The 16,755-nt window shown below is 70.4% G+C and carries 16 protein-coding genes; 5 read left to right on the forward strand and 11 right to left on the reverse strand.

Annotated features, from left to right (window positions below):
- The first annotated feature begins 45 nt into the window (after window positions 1-45).
- The gene (locus tag HNR00_RS21540; protein ID WP_183572917.1) at window positions 46-486 is read left to right on the forward strand and encodes a DUF779 domain-containing protein; all 441 of its coding nucleotides are present in this window, start codon (window positions 46-48) and stop codon (window positions 484-486) included.
- Between the two features lie 100 nt (window positions 487-586).
- Here the strand turns inward: HNR00_RS21540 and egtD are convergent, their stop codons facing one another.
- Window positions 587-1,564 carry an L-histidine N(alpha)-methyltransferase gene (gene egtD, locus HNR00_RS21545; RefSeq protein WP_183572919.1) on the reverse strand — a complete coding sequence of 326 codons (978 nt, stop codon included), beginning with the start codon at window positions 1,562-1,564 and terminating at the stop codon, window positions 587-589.
- A gap of 105 nt (window positions 1,565-1,669) precedes the next feature.
- Window positions 1,670-2,932: an ergothioneine biosynthesis protein EgtB gene (gene egtB / locus HNR00_RS21550; RefSeq protein WP_183572921.1), complete on the reverse strand. Its 1,263-nt coding sequence runs from the start codon at window positions 2,930-2,932 to the stop codon at window positions 1,670-1,672.
- Between the two features lie 204 nt (window positions 2,933-3,136).
- Between egtB and murI the strand changes: the two genes are divergently transcribed.
- On the forward strand, window positions 3,137-4,033 hold the full coding sequence (gene murI, locus HNR00_RS21555) for a glutamate racemase (RefSeq protein WP_183572924.1): 897 nt from the start codon (window positions 3,137-3,139) through the stop codon (window positions 4,031-4,033).
- 1 nt (window position 4,034) lies between these two features.
- Here murI and HNR00_RS21560 read toward each other — a convergent pair whose 3' ends face one another.
- The 3 genes from HNR00_RS21560 to HNR00_RS21570 form a co-directional block, all read right to left on the reverse strand.
- Complete coding sequence (locus HNR00_RS21560; protein ID WP_183572980.1) at window positions 4,035-4,379, reverse strand: diacylglycerol kinase; 345 nt, start codon at window positions 4,377-4,379, stop codon at window positions 4,035-4,037.
- A complete protein-coding gene (locus HNR00_RS21565; RefSeq protein WP_210306620.1) occupies window positions 4,379-5,428 on the reverse strand; it encodes an AbrB family protein in 1,050 nt (349 codons plus the stop codon). Before HNR00_RS21565 ends, HNR00_RS21560 begins: the two co-directional genes overlap by 1 nt.
- A 79-nt stretch (window positions 5,429-5,507) precedes the next feature.
- Complete coding sequence (locus tag HNR00_RS21570) at window positions 5,508-5,951, reverse strand: PACE efflux transporter (RefSeq protein WP_183572926.1); 444 nt, start codon at window positions 5,949-5,951, stop codon at window positions 5,508-5,510.
- Window positions 5,952-6,041: 90 nt separating this feature from the next.
- On the opposite strand from HNR00_RS21570, the gene HNR00_RS21575 reads away from it, so the two are divergent.
- Complete coding sequence (locus tag HNR00_RS21575; RefSeq protein ID WP_183572928.1) at window positions 6,042-6,956, forward strand: LysR family transcriptional regulator; 915 nt, start codon at window positions 6,042-6,044, stop codon at window positions 6,954-6,956.
- Here the strand turns inward: HNR00_RS21575 and HNR00_RS21580 are convergent.
- The gene (locus HNR00_RS21580) at window positions 6,948-7,898 is read right to left on the reverse strand and encodes a LysR substrate-binding domain-containing protein (protein ID WP_183572982.1); all 951 of its coding nucleotides are present in this window, start codon (window positions 7,896-7,898) and stop codon (window positions 6,948-6,950) included. The two genes, HNR00_RS21575 and HNR00_RS21580, sit on opposite strands and share 9 nt — an antisense overlap.
- A 145-nt stretch (window positions 7,899-8,043) precedes the next feature.
- Between HNR00_RS21580 and HNR00_RS21585 the strand changes: the two genes are divergently transcribed.
- Window positions 8,044-9,636, forward strand: coding sequence for a catalase (locus HNR00_RS21585; protein ID WP_183572930.1), 1,593 nt, complete (start codon window positions 8,044-8,046; stop codon window positions 9,634-9,636).
- Window positions 9,637-9,767: 131 nt separating this feature from the next.
- Here the strand turns inward: HNR00_RS21585 and HNR00_RS21590 are convergent, their stop codons facing one another.
- The 5 genes from HNR00_RS21590 to HNR00_RS21610 all read right to left on the reverse strand — a co-directional run bounded on the left by HNR00_RS21590 (window position 9,768) and on the right by HNR00_RS21610 (window position 14,636).
- Window positions 9,768-10,508, reverse strand: coding sequence for a BA14K family protein (locus HNR00_RS21590; RefSeq protein WP_183572933.1), 741 nt, complete (start codon window positions 10,506-10,508; stop codon window positions 9,768-9,770).
- A gap of 173 nt (window positions 10,509-10,681) precedes the next feature.
- Window positions 10,682-12,370, reverse strand: a complete 1,689-nt coding sequence (lnt, locus tag HNR00_RS21595) for an apolipoprotein N-acyltransferase (RefSeq protein ID WP_183572935.1) — start codon at window positions 12,368-12,370, stop codon at window positions 10,682-10,684.
- 29 nt (window positions 12,371-12,399) lie between these two features.
- Window positions 12,400-13,551 carry a hemolysin family protein gene (locus tag HNR00_RS21600; protein ID WP_183572937.1) on the reverse strand — a complete coding sequence of 384 codons (1,152 nt, stop codon included), beginning with the start codon at window positions 13,549-13,551 and terminating at the stop codon, window positions 12,400-12,402.
- 45 nt (window positions 13,552-13,596) lie between these two features.
- The gene (gene ybeY / locus HNR00_RS21605) at window positions 13,597-14,088 is read right to left on the reverse strand and encodes an rRNA maturation RNase YbeY (protein ID WP_183572939.1); all 492 of its coding nucleotides are present in this window, start codon (window positions 14,086-14,088) and stop codon (window positions 13,597-13,599) included.
- Window positions 14,089-14,129: 41 nt separating this feature from the next.
- Entirely contained in the window at window positions 14,130-14,636 is a 507-nt protein-coding gene (locus HNR00_RS21610; RefSeq protein WP_183572941.1) for a hypothetical protein, read from the reverse strand.
- Here HNR00_RS21610 and HNR00_RS21615 point away from each other — a divergent pair.
- Window positions 14,614-16,746: a sodium-translocating pyrophosphatase gene (locus HNR00_RS21615; RefSeq protein WP_183572942.1), complete on the forward strand. Its 2,133-nt coding sequence runs from the start codon at window positions 14,614-14,616 to the stop codon at window positions 16,744-16,746. The genes HNR00_RS21610 and HNR00_RS21615 overlap by 23 nt on opposite strands.
- Window positions 16,747-16,755: the final 9 nt, after the last annotated feature.

Genomic DNA, 16,755 nt, shown 5'->3' on the forward strand with positions numbered 1-16,755 from the left:
GAGCCGGACGCAGATAAGACGAGAGACGAACAGGGAGAGACGACCATGAGCGAGCAGGCGCCCCACCCGGCCGAGACCGTCGATCCGGTCACCGCCGAGCAGGCCGACAACGCGGGCACGCCCTTGCGCGTCACGGCGACGCCGGCCGCGCTGGAACTGATCGCGGAGCTGAAATCCGAGTACGGCCCGGTGATGTTCCACCAGTCGGGCGGCTGCTGCGACGGCTCCTCGCCGATGTGCTACGCGGTGGGCGACTTCATCACCGGCGACGGCGACGTCCATCTCGGCCAAGTCGGTGGCGCGGATTTCTTCATCTCGCGCTCGCAGTTCGGCGTCTGGAAGCACACCCACATCATCCTCGACGTGGTGCCGGGCCGCGGCGGCATGTTTTCCCTGGAAAACGGCCGCGAGAAGCGGTTCCACATCCGCTCGCGGCTGTTCTCGCAGGCGGAGAACGAGGCGCTGGCGGGCGCTTGCAGGATTTGATCGACACGGTGCGCATTCCATCGTCGCCGCCGTCGTTCCGGGGCCGCGGAGCGGAACCCGGAACGACGGCGGCCGAACGGTTGAGCCGGGACCTGTGCCCTCAGCCCATCCGGCGCAGGGCGTGGACCGAGAACAGCCCGTCGGCATCGGTCCAGGCCTCCACGGCCGACCAGCCGGCCCGCGCCGCGAGCGCCCGGAAGCTGGCAATCGTGTACTTGTAGCTGTTCTCGGTGTGGATCGACTCGCCCTCGGCGAAGGCGAAGGCGCGGCCCGCGACGTGGATCGTCTGTGCGACACGGCTGACGAGATGCATCTCGATGCGCGACTCCGCCTCGGTGAAGACGGCGCGGTGCGCGAAGGTTTCGGGATCGATGTCGCCGGCCAGCTCGCGGTTGATCCGATGCAACAGGTTGAGGTTGAACGCCGCGGTGACGCCGGCCGCGTCGTCGTAGGCGGCCTCCAGCACGGCGCGGTCCTTCACCAGATCGACGCCGACGATCAGCGTCGCCCCCTCCCCCAGGATGCGGCCGAACCCGTCGAGGAGGCGAGCGGCCTCCGCGGGCTCGAAATTGCCGATGGTCGAGCCGGGGAAGAAGCCGGCGAGCGGCCGGTCGGATAGGCTCTGCGGCAGGGCGAAGGGCCGGGTGAAGTCGGCCACCACCGGCGCGACGGGCAGCGCGGGAAGGTCGGCCCGCAGCGCTTCGGCCTGCTCGCGTAAAAACTCGGCGGACACGTCGACCGGCACGTAGGCCGACAGGCCCGGCAGGTGCCGCAGCAAGCGGCGCAGCTTCACCGTGGAGCCGCTGCCGAATTCGACCAGCGCCGCGCCCTCGGGCAGGTGTGCCGCGATCTCGGGGCCACGCTCGTCGAGGATGCGCAGCTCCGTGCGGGTCGGGTAATATTCCGGCAGGACCGTGATTTTTTCGAACAGGGCCGAGCCGGCGGCGTCGTAGAAGTACTTGGCCGAGAGCGTCTTGGGGTTCGCGGCGAGGCCGTCCCATACATCTGTCAGGAACAGGCCGTTCTCGGGCAGCGATACGGTCGGCGCTTCGGCGCTCAGGCGGGGATCGATCGTCACGCAGACACTCCGGTAGAGCGGAAGGCGATAGGGGTCGCTAGATACTTGTGCCGCATCGGCTTTTTCCGAAAGCTGGGTCCCACCTTTCGGGCCGATGCTCCGGCGTCAGGCGGTCGCGTCCGCGAGCCTCAGGCCCGTGAACTGCCAACGCTGGTGGGGGTAGAAGAAGTTGCGGTAGCCGATCCGGGCATGGCCCTCGGGCGTCGCCACCGAGGAGCCGCGCAGCACGACCTGGCCCGACATGAACTTGCCGTTGTACTCGCCGAGCGCGCCGGAGACCGGGCGATAGCCCGGATAGGGGCCGTAGGCGCTGCGGGTCCATTGCCAGACGAGGCCGAAGGCGTCGTCGATCAGGCCCTCGCGCGCGGCGACCTCCCACTCGGCTTCCGTCGGCAGGTCGCGCCCGGCCCAGCGGGCATAGGCGTCGGCCTCGAAATAGCTGACATGGCGCACCGCCTCGTCCGGATCGACCGGCCGGCGGCCGGCGAGCGTCATGATCGACCAGCCGTCCGTCTCGCGGCGCCAGTAGCCCGGCGCCTCCCAGCCGTCGCGCTGGACGCAGAGCCAGCCGTCGTTGAGCCACAGCTCGGGCCGGGTGTAGCCGCCGTCGGCGATGAAGCCGAGCCAGTCGCGGTTGGTGACGAGCGCGCGGTCGATGGCGCCGCCGAGGATCAGGCTCTCGTGGCGCGGACTCTCGTTGTCGAAGGCGAAGCCGGTGCCGTCGTGGCCGATCCGGACGATGCCCTTTTCCAAGGCAGATCGGCCGGGCTTTGCCTGCGGCTTGGGCATCGCCCAGGCGGCGTCCACGGTCGGATCGAGCGGGTTCTGCGCGAAGGCGTGCAGGATGTCGGTGTGCATCAATTCCTGATGCTGCTGCTCGTGGTAGAGCCCGATCTCCAGCACCGGCAGGATCTTTTCGAGCGCCTCGTCGGAGGCCTCGCGCAGCATCACGGTGACGGCGCGGTCGACATGGGCGCGGTAGCCTGCGGTCTCTTCGGCGGTCGGCCGGGTGATCATCCCCCGCAGGAAGCGCGGCTGCCGCGGCCCGGCCTGCACGTAATAGGAATTGAACAGGTAGTGCAGCCGCTCGTCGTAGGCGCGGTAGCCCGGCAGGTGCTCGGCCAGGAGGAACTGCTCGTAGAACCACGTCGTGTGGGCGCGGTGCCACTTGGTCGGGCTCGCATCCTCCATCGACTGGATCTGCTGGTCCTCCGGCGAGAGCAGAGCGGCGCGCCGCTCGGTCTCGTCGCGCACCGCGCGGAAGGCGGCGATCCAGGCGTCCCGGTCGGCGGGCCGGGCGTCAAGGGGCGGTGGCGGGAAGGCCGCTCTCGGCGGCCCGGAGTGAGGAAGTGCTGCGCTGGCGGCCATGCGAAAAAACTCCTCCCCCGTCGAGCGGCGCAAATAGTCAGTGTTTGCTGCAGGGCAACGTTCGAGGGCGGTGGCCCGTTCGTCGCACCCGGCCCTTGGCCGAGAGGAAGCGCGGCCTTTTTGCAGCCGCAGTGAGGTGTCCTTAACCGTCCGGCCCGGAGACTGTTCTCTTCCATTCGCCGTGAGCGGGCCCGGGTGACGGTCATGCGGATCGATCTGATGGCAGGGGCTACAAATTCCGCGACGAATTCCGCGACACGTGCCGCGATGCGTCCGGCGCACCACCTGCCGCCGGTGATCCTCGTGTTCGATTCGGGCCTCGGCGGACTGACCGTGCTGGAGCAGGTGCGCCGCGCCCGGCCCGACGCGGCCTATCTCTACGCCGCCGACGACGCGGCCTTCCCCTATGGCCGCTTGAGCGAGCCGCAGCTCGTCGCCCGCGTGCTGACCGTGATGGAGCGGCTGATCGCGCTCCACAGTCCCGATCTCGTGGTGATCGCCTGCAACACCGCCTCGACGGTCGTACTGCCCGCACTCCGCCAGCGCTTCGTCACGCCCTTCGTCGGGGTGGTGCCGCCGATCAAGCCGGCGGCCGCCTTGACCCGCTCCGGGCTGGTCTCGTTGCTCGCCACCCCCGGCACCGTGGCCCGCGCCTATACCCGCGACCTCGTGAAGAGCTACGCCGCGACCTGCACGGTGAGCCTCGTCGGCTCGGTCAACCTCGCCCGCTACGCCGAGGCCGAGATGGCCGGCGCAAAGGTGGCGGATTCCGACATCCTCGCCGAGATCGCCCCCTGCTTCGACGAGCGGGAGGACGGGCGGCGCACCGACGTGGTGTGCCTGTCCTGCACTCATTATCCGCTGCTGCTCTCCCGCTTCGAGCGTCTCGCCCCCTGGCCGGTGACGTGGATCGACCCGGCGCCCGCCATCGCCCGCCGGGTGGTGCAGCTCATGGGCGAGCCGGCCGATGCGCCGGACGCGCCGGAAGGGCTCGCGGTCTTCACCGGCGGCACCGGTCTCAACTCGGCGCTCGCCCGCGCGCTCGCCGGGCGGGGTCTCGCCGAGACGGTCGTCGAGGCGATGCCGCTGACCGCGGACTGAGTCAGAACCGGTCGATCACCGCCGCCGCCCAGACCAGCGCGGCGATCCCCTGCGTCAGGAAGGCGCCCGCGGAGGCCAGATCCTTGACGATGCCGATGCGGGCGTGGCGGTCCGGGTGGAGGTGGTCGCACAGCTTCTCGACCGCCGTGTTGAGGAACTCGGCGCCGAGCATCAGCAGCAGGCTCGCCAGCAGCGCGACCCGGACCCAGAGCGAGCCGCCGAGCATCAGCGCGGCGGGCACGCCGAGGGCCAGCAGCACCAGCTCCAGCCGGATCGCCCGCTCGGTGCGCGCGCCGTAGATGAGGCCGCGCCAGGAATTCAGGAAGGCGAGCCACAGCGCCGTCATCATCTGCCCTCCGGCGCCGCGCGGGCGATCCACCGGGCGAGGATCGGCCCGGTGAGCAGCACCACGAACAAGCGCAGGGTCTGCACGGCCAGCACGAAGGGCACGTCCACCTTCGAGCCGACCGCGATGATCGCCACCGAATCGAGCCCGCCGGGGCTCGTGGCGAGGAAGGCCGTGAGGTAGTCGATGGACAGCCACCCGGTCAGGCCCCAGGCCCAAAGCGCGCAGATCGACACCATCGCCAGAGTCGCGGCGAGCACGCTCGGCAGGGCGTGCAGCACCGTGCGCACGGTGGCTCGCGTGAAGCGCAGGCCCACATACCAGCCGATGCCGGCATAGGCCGCCGCCAGCAGCGGCTCGGGCAGGGCGAGGTCGGCGAGCCCCGCGGCGTGGAGCCCGGCGCCGAGCCCCATCGGCCCGATCAGCGCCGCCGAGGGCAGGCGCAGCCACGTCGCGACGCTCGCCCCCACCACCGCGATGACCAGGGTGGCGGCGACCGAGAGGGCCGCGGGCGCCGCATGGCCGGGGGCGGATGCCGACGCTGACCCATCCGTCAGGAGCCGCGCGGCGAGGGAGGCCGAGACCACGACCACCGCGACGCGCACGTATTGCATGAAGGCGACGAGCCGGGCGTCGGAGCCGTGATCCTCCGCCATCGCCACCATGGCGGCGGCCCCGCCCGGCGACGAGCCCCAGGCCGCCGTGGTGCCGGGCAGCACCTGAAAGCGGGTGAGCACGACGCCGACGCCGGCCGCGACCGCCACCGTGACGAGGACGACGGCGAGGATGACGAGGCCGTCGTCGTGGAGAGTCCGGGCGATCTCGCCGGTCGCCGAATGCGCCACGAGGCAGCCGATGAACGATTGCGCCGCCAGGAAGCCGAGCCGCGGCACCCGGATCGGCGCGCCGCGCACGCCGAACACGATCGCGACCAGCATCGGCCCGAGCAGGAAGGCGGCGGGAAAGCCCGCACGGCTCAAGGTCCAGCCGAGCAGGCCGGAGGCCGCGACGAGCGCCGCCCAGCCCAAAAGTTGCGGTCTGTCGATCAAGGGGAGCGTGAGCGGCGAAAAACGTCGAGCCGCCGCTACACCGGTTCGGCGCGCCTGTCACGGCGCGCCGCGGATGGGGTCAGCGCGACGGCTGCGCCGCGGCCCCCTCCCAGCCGCGCAGCGGGAAGACCCGGTCGTAGCCGAGGTTGAACGTGAAGGCGTAGACCACGAAGAAGATCGCGATGGCCAGATCCATGACGAAGGCTTGGGCCAAGCTGATGTCGAGATACCACGCGATCGGCGGCAGCAGGATCACGAGCAGACCCGCCTCGAACAGCAGGGCGTGACCGACCCGCAGCCCGAGGCTTTTGCGCGTATGGCCGATCCACCTTTGCATCGCCCGGTCGAAGCCGAGATTGTAGAGATAGTTCCACATCGTCGCGGCGAGCGCGCTGCCGATGCCGATCACGCCCATGTCGGAGCCGTGCAGGCCGAACAGCAGGCTGCCGAGCGGGATGATGAGGGCGAGCCCCAGAAGCTCGAACAGGATGGCGTGGCGAATACGGTCGCGCGTGCTGCGCATGGTCTGGCCCTCGGGTGAGAGAAGTTGTCCGGGGTGTTCTATCTGCGGTAACCCGAGGATCAAGTTAGGACGTATCGGAAAAACAGATGGATGGCGGTCTCGCTCGATCAGCTCCAGGCCTTCGTCGCGGCGGCCGAGGCCGGCTCCTTCTCCGGGGCGGCCCGGACGTTGCGCAAGGCGCAGTCCGCCGTGAGCACGCAGGTGGCCAACCTCGAGACCGATCTCGGGGTCGAGCTGTTCAGCCGGGCCGGGCGCAACCCGGTGCTCACCGCGGCGGGCGAACGGCTGCTCTCGGAGGCCCGCGTGGTGCTCGAGCGGCGCGAGCACCTGATCGGCGTGGCGCGCAGCCTGGAGCGGCGGGTGGAGAGCCGTCTGATCGTGGCGATCGACGAGATCTATCCCGAGCACGCGCTCGGCGCCCTGTTCGCCGACTTCGCGAAGCGCTTCCCCTTCGTCGAGCTGGAACTGCTGTTCCCGCTGATGGAGGATGTCAGCCGCATGGTGCAGTCGGGCGCGGCCGATCTCGGCGTGATGTGGCGCCAGGAGGTGCTGCCGACCGAACTCGGCTTCCAGACCATCGGCTGGGTGCCGCTCAAGCTCGTCTGTGGGCGCGACCATCCGCTGGCGAAAGAGCGGGTGGAGTGGGAGGAGCTGAAGCGCCACCGCCAGATCCTGGTCGCCGCCCGCAGCGACGGCCCGGAGAAGCGCCGCCTGCGGGTCGCCGCCGAGGTGTGGTGGGTCGAGAGCCACTGGGTGATCCTGGAGATGGTCAAGCACGGCATCGGCTGGGCCTTCGTCACCGACCACGTCATCGCCGCCTCGCAGACGGCGCCCTACCTCGTCACGCCGGACCTGCAGTTCGACCAGGGCGACTGGCCGATCGCGCTGGAACTGGTCTGGCACAAGCAGCGCCCCTGCGGCCCGGCCGCCGCATGGCTGCGCGAGCGGTTCGCGGCGGAGCGGATCGGGGGGCTGGCCGGGGGCGGTCGGGTTGGATCAGGCTGAGGCGCCGCCCGCCAATTCTTCCCCCTCCCGAAACGCCCGCGTGCTCGCGGGCGCGTGCGTGCGAAAGAACGCGGCGAGCGCGGCGAGCCCGGCCGCCCGCGGATCGCTGGAGCGCCACGCGAGCGCCACGGTGCGGCCGGGCCCCTCCCCCTCGAAGGGGCGGGTCACGGTGAGCCCGCTCGGATCGGGGCCGGCAGGAACCGCGAGCGCCGGGATCAGGGTGTAGCCCGCGCCCGCCGCCACCATCGAGCGCAGGGTCTCCAGGCTGGTGGCGTGGCGCCCGACCGCCCGCGGCGCGCCGCAGGCCGCGATGGTCTGGTCGCGCAGGCAATTCCCCTCGTCCAAGAGCAGCAGGTCCGGTCCGCCGACCATATCGGCCCGCGGCGGCGCCCCTTGCGCCAGCGGATGATCGACCGGGCAGGCGAGACGGAAGGGCTCGACGAAGAGCGGCGACAGGGTCAGCCCCGAGGCCGCCACCGGCAGCGAGAGCAAAGCCGCATCGATGCGCCCGTCGCGAAGCCCATCGAGGATCTCGGCGGTGCGGGCCTCGGAGAGGGCCAGCGTCAGCAGCGGGAATTCCTGGCGCAGCAGCCGCAGGATCAGCGGGAAGTAGTAGGGCCCGAGCGTCTGGATCGCGGCGAGCACGAGCCGCCCGGTCAGCGGCGAGCCGCGGCCCTCGACGGCGAGCGCCAGCAGGCGCTGCGCCTCGGCCAGGACCACGCGGGCCTGCCGCACGATGCCCTGCCCGGCCAGGGTCAGGAGCACGCCGCGGTTGGACCTTTCGAACAAGGCCAGCCCCAGCGTGTTCTCCAGTTTGCGCACCTGCACCGAGAGCGTCGGCTGGCTGACGTTGCAGCGCTCGGCCGCGCGGCCGAAATGGCCCTCGTCGGCGACAGCCACGACGTATTCGAGGTCACGGAGCGAGAGGCCGGAGAGGTTCATAGGCTGCATCTATCATGTTCTTTGTGACGATGCATTTGCCAATGGGTCATCCAGAGGTCATACCGGCAACCCAGAACGGTTCCAGGCTATTCGCCTGCCCCACGGGGCCGGGCCGCCCGCCGTTCCACCGAGGAGAGAGTACCGCATGAGCGAGAACCGCCCGATTCTGACGACCCGCCAGGGCCATCCGGTCCGCGACAACCAGAGCACGCGCACGGTCGGCGAGCGGGGGCCCGCGACGCTTGAGAACTACCAGTTCATCGAGAAGATCACCCATTTCGACCGCGAGCGGATTCCCGAGCGCGTGGTCCACGCCCGCGGCGCCGGGGCGCACGGCTATTTCGAGGCCTACGGCAAGATCGGCAACGAGCCGGCCTCCAAGTACACCCGCGCCCGCGTGCTGAACGAGACCGGCGTGAAGACGCCGATGTTCGTGCGCTTCTCCACCGTGGCCGGCGCCAAGGAATCGCCCGAGACCGAGCGCGACCCGCGCGGCTTCGCGGTCAAGTTCAAGACCGTCGAGGGCAATTGGGACCTCGTGGGCAACAACCTCAAGGTCTTCTTCATCCGCGACGCGATCAAGTTCCCCGACATGATCCACGCGTTCAAGCCGGACCCGGTGACGAACCGCCAGGAGGCGTGGCGCTTCTTCGACTTCGTGGCCCAGCACCCCGAGTCGATCCACATGGTGACGCATCTGAAGTCGCCCTGGGGCATCCCGGCCAACTACCGCGAGATGGAAGGCTCGGGCGTCAACACCTACAAGCTCGTCAACGACCGGGGCGAGGCGGTGCTCTGCAAGTTCCACTGGGAGCCGAAGCAGGGCGTGCGCAACCTGACCTCGGCCCAGGCCGCGGAGATCCAGGGCAAGGATGTCGGCCACGCCACGCGCGACCTCTACGACAACATCCAGGCCGGCAACTTCCCCGAGTGGGAATTCTGCGTGCAGATCATGCCCGACGGCCCGAACGACCACTTGTCGTTCGATCCGCTCGACGACACCAAGCTGTGGCCGGCCGAGGACTTCCCCCTGCTGCCCGTCGGCCGGATGGTGCTCGACCGCGTGCCGGACAACTTCTTCGCGGAAGTCGAGCAGTCGGCCTTCGGTACGGGCGTGCTGGTGGACGGCATCGACTTCTCGGACGACAAGATGCTCCAGGGCCGTACGCTGTCCTACTCGGACACGCAGCGCTACCGCGTCGGCGCCAACTACCTCCAGCTGCCGATCAACGCGCCGCAGCCCGGCGTGAAGGTCTATTCGAACCAGCGCGACGGCCAGATGACCTACGGCGTCGACGGCACGGGCAAGAACCGGCACATCAACTACGAGCCCTCGACGATCGGCGAGGGCCTCGCCGAGGCGCCCAAGCCCGCGAAGGACTACCACCAGCCGGTCGAGGGGCGGCTCGGCCGCTACCAGACCTCGCGCACCGAGGACGACTACACCCAGGCCGGCGTGCGCTACCGCTCGTTCGAGGACTGGGAGCGCGACGACCTGATCGCCAACCTCGTCGCCGACATGAAGCAGTGCCCGGAGCCCATCCAACTGCGGATGGTCTGGCACTTCTGGCACGCCGACGAGGATTACGGCCGACGCGTCGCGGAAGGCGCCGGGATCGATCTGGAGAAGGCCAAGGCCCTGCCGCCGCTGCCGGGCCGCGCCGCCCCGGGCAAGCGCCTGACGCCTGAGACCTACACCGATGGCAGCCAGGCTTCGCACAAGGTCGCCGCCGAGTAAGTCTTTTGGAAGTCTTCCCTCGGGCGGCGTGCCGCCCGAGGGATCGGCACAAGAAAATCCCGCCGGACCTGAGGTCGGGCGGGATTTTCTTGTGCGAGGAGGCCGGCGAGGCCGGCCTCCCGTCGCGCCGGTTATGGGCAGGAGCGGCGGATGCCACCCTTGCCGATATAGGTGCCGGACGCCGGATCGTAGGTCTTGAAGCGGCGGGCGCAGTACTCGTCGTCGCGGGCGGGCGCGGCTTCCACCACCGTCTCCGTGCCGTAATAGCCGGCCGGGGCGTAGTAGCCGTTATCGTAGTAGCCGCCATAGCCGTAGCCCGGATAGCCGTAGCCGCCGTAATAGCCGGCCCCGGCCAGGCCGAGTCCGAGACCCAGACCGATGCCGCCATAGCCGTAGCCGCGACCGCGATGCCAGCCGTAGCGGTTGCCGTAGCCGTAGCCCGGACGGTTGTAGCCGTAGCCGGGATTGCCCGGACGGACCCCGCCCACGCCGCCGCCGTAACCCGGATTGCCGGGGCGGATGCCGCCGCCGAGATTGGTGCCAACCGGATAGCCGCCCGCGCCGATCGCACCGCCGTTCGGGTTGATGCCGCCGCCGGTCAGGGCGCCGCCGCTATAGCCGCCGCGGCCCAGGCCGGCCCCGCCGAAGCCGCCGCCGCGGATCGCGCCGCCGCTGAAGCCGCCGCCACCGCCGCTGAAGCCGCCACCGCCCCCGCTGAAGCCACCGCCGCCACGACCGATGCCGCCGGAGCCGAGGCCGCCGCCGATGCCGGCCGCGCCGATGACCGGGCCGCCCGGACGGGCGTCGGCGCCCGCGGGCAGGAAGGCGAACGCTCCGACCAGGGCTGCCGAGCCTATGAGAATACGCTTCATTTTGTGAATTCCCGTTCCCGGAGGCGTCGTCTTGCGGTCTCGTGACCGGCCGCACGCCTCCTCTCTCCGGTTCAAACGTCCGAGACCGTATTGGGCTCCGACGGCTAAGTGTCTCAGGTGATTGAAAGTGATGGGATTAAATCCGGCGCTGCCTCAATTGCCGGATCGTCTCATCAGACTTGGCGGAAACGCCCGGCCAGCGCCGTCAGCAGAGAGGCGGACAGCATCAGGGCGAACGGCAGATCGCCGAGGCCCGCGTAGAGGGTGCGCCCCGGCAACCGCTGGGGCAGGGCGGAATCGAGCACGCCCTCGGTGCCGAGCGGCAGGCTTCCGAGGATGCGGCCGTGGCCGTCCACCACCGCCGAGATGCCGGAATTGGCGTCGCGCACCAGCGGCAGCCCCTCCTCCACCGCCCGCAGGCGGGCCTGGGCGAAGTGCTGGCGCGGCCCCGGCGTGTCGCCGAACCATGCGTCGTTGGTCAGGTTGAGGATCAGCCCCGGCACCGCGGGGGCTGCGTCGCCTGATACCGGCGGCAGGATCGCGCCCGGAAAGATCGCCTCGTAGCAGATCGTCGCCGCCACCGGCGGCAGGCCCGGCACGGCGAGGATGCGCTGGCCCTCGCGGTGGCCCGGCGTGAAGCCGCCCGGCACCGCCACGAACTGGCGCAGGCCCACCGCCCTGAGGATCGCGTCGAGCGGCCCCGGCAGGTACTCGCCGAAGGGCACGAGGTGGACCTTGTCGTAGACCTCGCCGATCCGCCCGCCGGGGCCGATCGTCAGGATCGAATTGTGGAACACCGCGGTCTCGCGGGTCAGCGGCTCGCGCCCCCGCGCCGCGCCGGTGACGATCTGCTTGCCCTCGGGGAGCGCCGCGCCGATCCGCCCGAGCGCCTGCGGGTCGCGCTGGATCAGGAACGGGAAGGCCGATTCCGGCCAGATCAGGTGGGTGACGTCACTGATGCCGGTGCGCTCCGGCGAGAGCGCCCGGTCGCTCATCTCCAGATACTTGCCGACGATCTCGTCGCGCATGTCGGCGCGGAAGCGCGCGTCCTGCGGCACGTTCGGCTGGATCAGCCGCAGGCGCACCCCCGCCACCGTCGGGTCGGGCGCGGAGGGCAGCCGCAGGGCGCCGTAGCCGGCGAGCCCCGCCAGCGCGATGAGGGCCGCGAGCGAGGGCGCAAAACGTCCGCGCGCCGTGGTGCCGGTGGCGAGCGTCGCCGGGGCGGCGGCGATCAGGATGGTGAGCAGCGTCAGCCCGTAGAGCCCGATCAGCGAGGCGGCCTGCATCGTCCACAGGTTGGAGCCGAGCGCCATGCCGAGCGTGTTCCAGGGAAACCCCGTGAACAGGTGCCCGCGCAGCCACTCGGCGCCCGCGAGCCCGAAGGCGAGCGCCGCGATCCGGGCGGGCCCGCGCGACCACAGCAGCCGCGCGGCCGCGAATCCGAGAGCGAAGAATAGCGCCAGCACCGCGGGCAGACCGAGCACGCCGAGCGGCATCGCCCAGGCGAACTGGTCCGCCTCCACGAGGAAGGCGGCGCCGAGCCACCACAGGCCCGCGGTGAAGTAGCCGAAGCCCCAGGCCCAGCCGAGCCCGGCGCTGCTCTGGAGCGTGCGCCGGAGCGAGCCGCCGACGGTCGCCCCGTCGATCAGCCAGACCGCGAGGGTGAGCGAGACGACGAGCAGGGGGAATAGTCCGAAGGGCGGCATCGCCAGCGCGCCGAGCGCGCCCGCCGCGACGGCGAGCGCGAACCGGCCCCAACCGTGGCTGAGGATGACCCAATGGGCCAGCCTGTCGAGGAGGCCGGGGCGCGCCGCATCCGGGCGCGCGGCCTCGCCGGCCACGCGGACGGAACGCGCTGTCATGACCGGCTCACGGCTGGTTCGTCACGGGATCAATGGCCGGATTCGGCGGCCTGCGGCCCGTCCGGAACGGCCGAGCGGGGCGGCGGCAGGGCGAGCGGCACCACGGTGCCGATCTTCGCCGGCGTCCGCTGGAGCTTGATCCGCTTCACCCGGCGGGGATCGGCGTCGAGCACCTCGAACTCGATGTCGCCGGGCCCGGCGATCACCTCGCCGCGGGAGGGCACGCGGCCGGCGAGCGTCACGATCAGGCCGCCGATCGTATCGATCTCCTCGGCCATCTCGCCGACCGCCGCGACGAGATCGACGCCGGTGGTCTCGGCGACCTCGGCGAGGCCGGCGCGGGCATCGGCCACGAAGGCCTCCGACTCGCCCTCCAGGCGCAGGACGAGGCGGCCCTCGGCCACGTCGTGCTCGTCCTCGATGTCGCCGACAACCATCTCGATCAGGTCCTCGATCGAGATCAGCCCGTCGGTGCCGCCGTACTCGTCGATGACGAGCGCCATGTGGGTGCGGGTCGCCTGCATCCGCACCAGCAGATCGATCGCCGGCATGGAGGGCGGCACGAACAGCACCGGGCGCTGGATACGGGTGGAGGCGAGCGTCGCCGAGAGATCGACCTTGCCGAGATCGAGCCCACGCAGCGCCCGCGCGGTGGGCTGGCGCCGGGGCCGCGGGGCGGGTTTCGCTTCCGCCGCCGCGTCCGGCGCGCCTGCCGTGGCATGCGCGGCGGCCTGTGGCGAGGCCCGGCGCGGGGCGGCCTCGGCCTTGGCGGCGAGGTATTCGACGAAGTCGCGGATGTGGACCATGCCGCGGGGATCGTCGAGCGTCTCGCCGTAGACCGGCAGGCGCGAATGGCCGGCGGTGCGGAACAGCTTGAGCAGGTCGCCGAGGCTGGTCTCGACGGCGACCGCGACGATGTCGGCGCGGGGCAGCATCACGTCGTCGACCCGCACCTTGTGCAGGCCCAGCACGTTCTTGAGCATGGCCCGTTCGAGGGGCGAGAACGCATCCTCGCCGGTATCGGGCTCGGCCAGCGCCTCCTCGATGCCGGCGCGCAGCGAATCGCGCGGGCGCAGGTGGAAGACGCTGAGCAGACGGTCGTACCACGCCTCGCGCGGGGGCGGTTCGGCGTCGGCGGTCGGCGCGGCAAGGGCCGCGCCGCGACTTCGGTCGTTGGTCATCGGTCTCTGTGTCGGAGGGATCGGGACGGCCGGAGGGACCGCGGTTCACCCGTCGTAGGGGTCGGGGATGTCGAGGGTGCGAAGGGCGGCGACTTCGAGCGCCTCCATGGCCTCGGCCTCCGCCTCGCCGGTCTCGTGGTCCTGTCCGAGGAGGTGAAGGGTGCCATGGACCAGGAGGTGGGCGAGATGATGCGCGAGCGGCTTCGACTGCTCGCCAGTCTCGCGCACGAGCGTCTCATACGCAAGGACGACGTCGCCCAAGGGGCGCGGCGCGCCGGGATGGCAGGGTTGCGCCGGTGCCGGGAAGGAGAGGACGTTGGTCGCCTTGTCCTTGCCGCGCCACGTGCGGTTCAAGTCCCGCACCGAAGCGTCGTCGGTGAGCAGCACGCTGACCTCGACCGGGCCGTTCGGCGAATCGGGGGCGATGGCGAGCCCCGCCGCGACGGCCCGGACCGCGAAGGCTTCGAGGTCGGGCACCGCCTCCGCCCAGCGGGGATCCTCGACGGCGACGTCGATCTCGGCTTCGGGTCGGCTCACGGGGCGGCTGGCCTTCGGGGTTCTTTACGCGGGCGATCCCTCTAGCATCGCCGCCGTCCGCGCGCGACGATCGTCTCGGGAGACCCGCGCCGTCCGTCGCGAGGCGGAGCCGGAGCGATCCAGCGCTCCGCACCATCCGCATGGGTCGTGCGGCTGAAACAGATCTTCCGACGATCCGTTTCGCCCTTTTCGGTAGCGTCGCGCTCTCGATTGCTTCGGCTGCGCCGCGCAATGCCGGCGTGAAGCGGAAACCCGGAGCCGGCGATCGGAACTCTTCTCATTTCATAAGAAGCGCGCCTCTTGTGCGCCGCAATGACTGCGCTGCAAAAAGTAAAATTCTGTTGCGATCGCTCAACTTCGCCGACGAAACGGGTTTCGGCCGTGTCGGGCGTTTGCGCTCCACGCTGAAGTTTGGCAATCAAGTGCCGCTCTTTCAGGGAGGGCGCCTCAAAGACCCGAGCAGCACGTCCCACGGCCATCCCGGCCAGGCTCGGAACACCACAATCAAAATCCAAGGACGCACGAATGACCGCACTCTTGCTGATCATCGCGGGGGGGCTCTGTGCCATCGCCTACGGTGTCGTGACCATCCGCGACGTGATGCGACGGGACGCGGGAACGCGGCGCATGCAGGAGATCGCAGGCGCCATCGCCGAGGGCGCGCAGGCCTATCTCAAGCGCCAGTATCTGACGATCGGCCTCGTCGGCATCCTTCTGTTCGGGCTCCTCGCCTACTTCCTCGGGATCAAGGTCGCCATCGGCTTCCTGATCGGCGCGGTCCTCTCGGGCGCGGCGGGCTTCATCGGCATGAACGTGTCGGTGCGCGCCAACGTCCGCACCGCGCAGGCCGCGACGCAGTCGCTCGGCGGCGGCCTCGACGTGGCGTTCAAGTCGGGCGCGGTCACCGGCATGCTGGTCGCCGGCCTCGCGCTCCTGGGTGTGGCCCTCTACTACCTCTACCTGACCCGCGGCGCGGGGCTGGCGCCGGGCAGCCGTGAGGTCATCGACGCGCTCGTCGCGCTCGGCTTCGGCGCCTCGCTGATCTCGATCTTCGCCCGCCTCGGCGGCGGCATCTTCACCAAGGGCGCCGATGTCGGCGGCGACCTCGTCGGCAAGGTCGAGGCCGGCATCCCCGAGGACGATCCGCGCAACCCGGCCACCATCGCGGACAATGTCGGCGACAACGTCGGCGATTGCGCCGGCATGGCCGCCGACCTGTTCGAGACCTACGCGGTCACGGTCGTGGCCACCATGGTGCTCGCCGCGATCTTCTTCGCCGGCAACCCGGCCGTGCTCGAGACCATGATGATCTATCCGCTCGCCATCGGCGCGGCCTGCATCGTCACCTCCATCGCCGGCACCTACGCGGTCAAGCTCGGGGCCAACCAGTCGATCATGGGCGCGCTCTACAAGGGCCTGATCGCGGCGGGCGTGCTCTCGGTCGCGGCCATCGCGGCCGTCAACTTCGCCCTGTTCGGCGGTTTCTCCACCACCTTCACGACGAATACCGGTCTCACCTTCTCGTCGGGCGCCCTGTTCGGCTGCGCGGTGCTCGGCCTCGTCATCACGGCGCTGATCGTCGTCATCACCGAGTACTACACCGGCACCAACTTCCGCCCGGTGAAGTCGATCGCCGAATCCTCGGTCACCGGCCACGGCACCAACGTGATCCAGGGACTGGCGATCTCGCTCGAATCGACCGCCCTGCCCGCGATCGTCATCGTGGCGGGCATCATCGCCACCTATGCGCTCGCCGGCCTGTTCGGCATCGCCATCGCGGTGACCGCCATGCTGGCGCTGGCCGGCTTCATCGTCGCGCTCGACGCCTTCGGCCCCGTCACCGACAACGCGGGCGGCATCGCCGAGATGGCGGGCCTGCCAGGCGACGTGCGCAAGGCGACCGACGCGCTGGACGCGGTCGGCAACACCACCAAGGCCGTCACCAAGGGCTACGCCATCGGCTCGGCGGGTCTCGGCGCCCTGGTGCTGTTTGCCGCCTACACCTCGGACCTGAACTACTTCATCGCCAATGCCAGCCCGACGCAGTACCGCTTCTTCCAGGGCGTCACGGTCGATTTCTCGCTCTCCAACCCCTACGTCGTGGTCGGCCTGCTCTTGGGCGGCCTGATCCCGTTCCTGTTCGCCGGCATGGCGATGACGGCGGTGGGGCGCGCCGCCGGCGCGGTGGTCGAGGAAGTCCGCCGTCAGTTCCGCGAGAAGCCCGGCATCATGCAGGGCACTGACCGGCCCGATTACGGCCGGGCCGTCGACATGCTGACGCGGGCGGCGATCAAGGAGATGATCATCCCCTCGCTGCTGCCGGTGCTGATGCCGGTGGTGCTGTTCTTCGTGATCCAGGCCATCGCCGGCAAGGGGCAGGCCTTCGCGACCGTCGGCGCGTCGCTGCTCGGCGTGATCCTCACCGGCCTCTACGTCGCGATCTCGATGACGTCCGGCGGCGGCGCCTGGGACAACGCCAAGAAGTACATCGAGGACGGCCACCACGGCGGCAAGGGTTCCGAGGCCCACAAGGCCGCGGTGACCGGCGACACCGTCGGCGACCCCTACAAGGACACGGCCGGCCCCGCGGTGAACCCGGCGATCAAGATCACCAACATCATCGCCCTGCTGCTGCTGGCGATTTTGGCCCACGCCTGAGGATGGAAG

The organism is Methylorubrum rhodinum (assembly GCF_014199935.1).
In the GTDB taxonomy this organism is placed as follows: Bacteria; Pseudomonadota; Alphaproteobacteria; order Rhizobiales; family Beijerinckiaceae; genus Methylobacterium; species Methylobacterium rhodinum.

Excerpts from the sequence above, each read along its gene's own strand:
- HNR00_RS21540 (WP_183572917.1), top strand. The coding sequence starts at position 46 with ATGAGCGAGCAGGCGCCCCACCCGGCCGAGACCGTCGATCCGGTCACC.
- HNR00_RS21585 (WP_183572930.1), top strand. The coding sequence starts at position 8,044 with ATGAGCGAGAACCGCCCGATTCTGACGACCCGCCAGGGCCATCCGGTC.
- HNR00_RS21615 (WP_183572942.1), top strand. The coding sequence starts at position 14,614 with ATGACCGCACTCTTGCTGATCATCGCGGGGGGGCTCTGTGCCATCGCC.
- egtB (WP_183572921.1), bottom strand. The coding sequence starts at position 2,932 with ATGGCCGCCAGCGCAGCACTTCCTCACTCCGGGCCGCCGAGAGCGGCC.
- murI (WP_183572924.1), top strand. The coding sequence starts at position 3,137 with ATGCGGATCGATCTGATGGCAGGGGCTACAAATTCCGCGACGAATTCC.
- HNR00_RS21580 (WP_183572982.1), bottom strand. The coding sequence starts at position 7,898 with ATGAACCTCTCCGGCCTCTCGCTCCGTGACCTCGAATACGTCGTGGCT.
- HNR00_RS21570 (WP_183572926.1), bottom strand. The coding sequence starts at position 5,951 with ATGCGCAGCACGCGCGACCGTATTCGCCACGCCATCCTGTTCGAGCTT.
- lnt (WP_183572935.1), bottom strand. The coding sequence starts at position 12,370 with ATGACAGCGCGTTCCGTCCGCGTGGCCGGCGAGGCCGCGCGCCCGGAT.
- HNR00_RS21590 (WP_183572933.1), bottom strand. The coding sequence starts at position 10,508 with ATGAAGCGTATTCTCATAGGCTCGGCAGCCCTGGTCGGAGCGTTCGCC.
- HNR00_RS21560 (WP_183572980.1), bottom strand. The coding sequence starts at position 4,379 with ATGACGGCGCTGTGGCTCGCCTTCCTGAATTCCTGGCGCGGCCTCATC.
- HNR00_RS21575 (WP_183572928.1), top strand. The coding sequence starts at position 6,042 with ATGGCGGTCTCGCTCGATCAGCTCCAGGCCTTCGTCGCGGCGGCCGAG.
- HNR00_RS21610 (WP_183572941.1), bottom strand. The coding sequence starts at position 14,636 with ATGATCAGCAAGAGTGCGGTCATTCGTGCGTCCTTGGATTTTGATTGT.
- HNR00_RS21600 (WP_183572937.1), bottom strand. The coding sequence starts at position 13,551 with ATGACCAACGACCGAAGTCGCGGCGCGGCCCTTGCCGCGCCGACCGCC.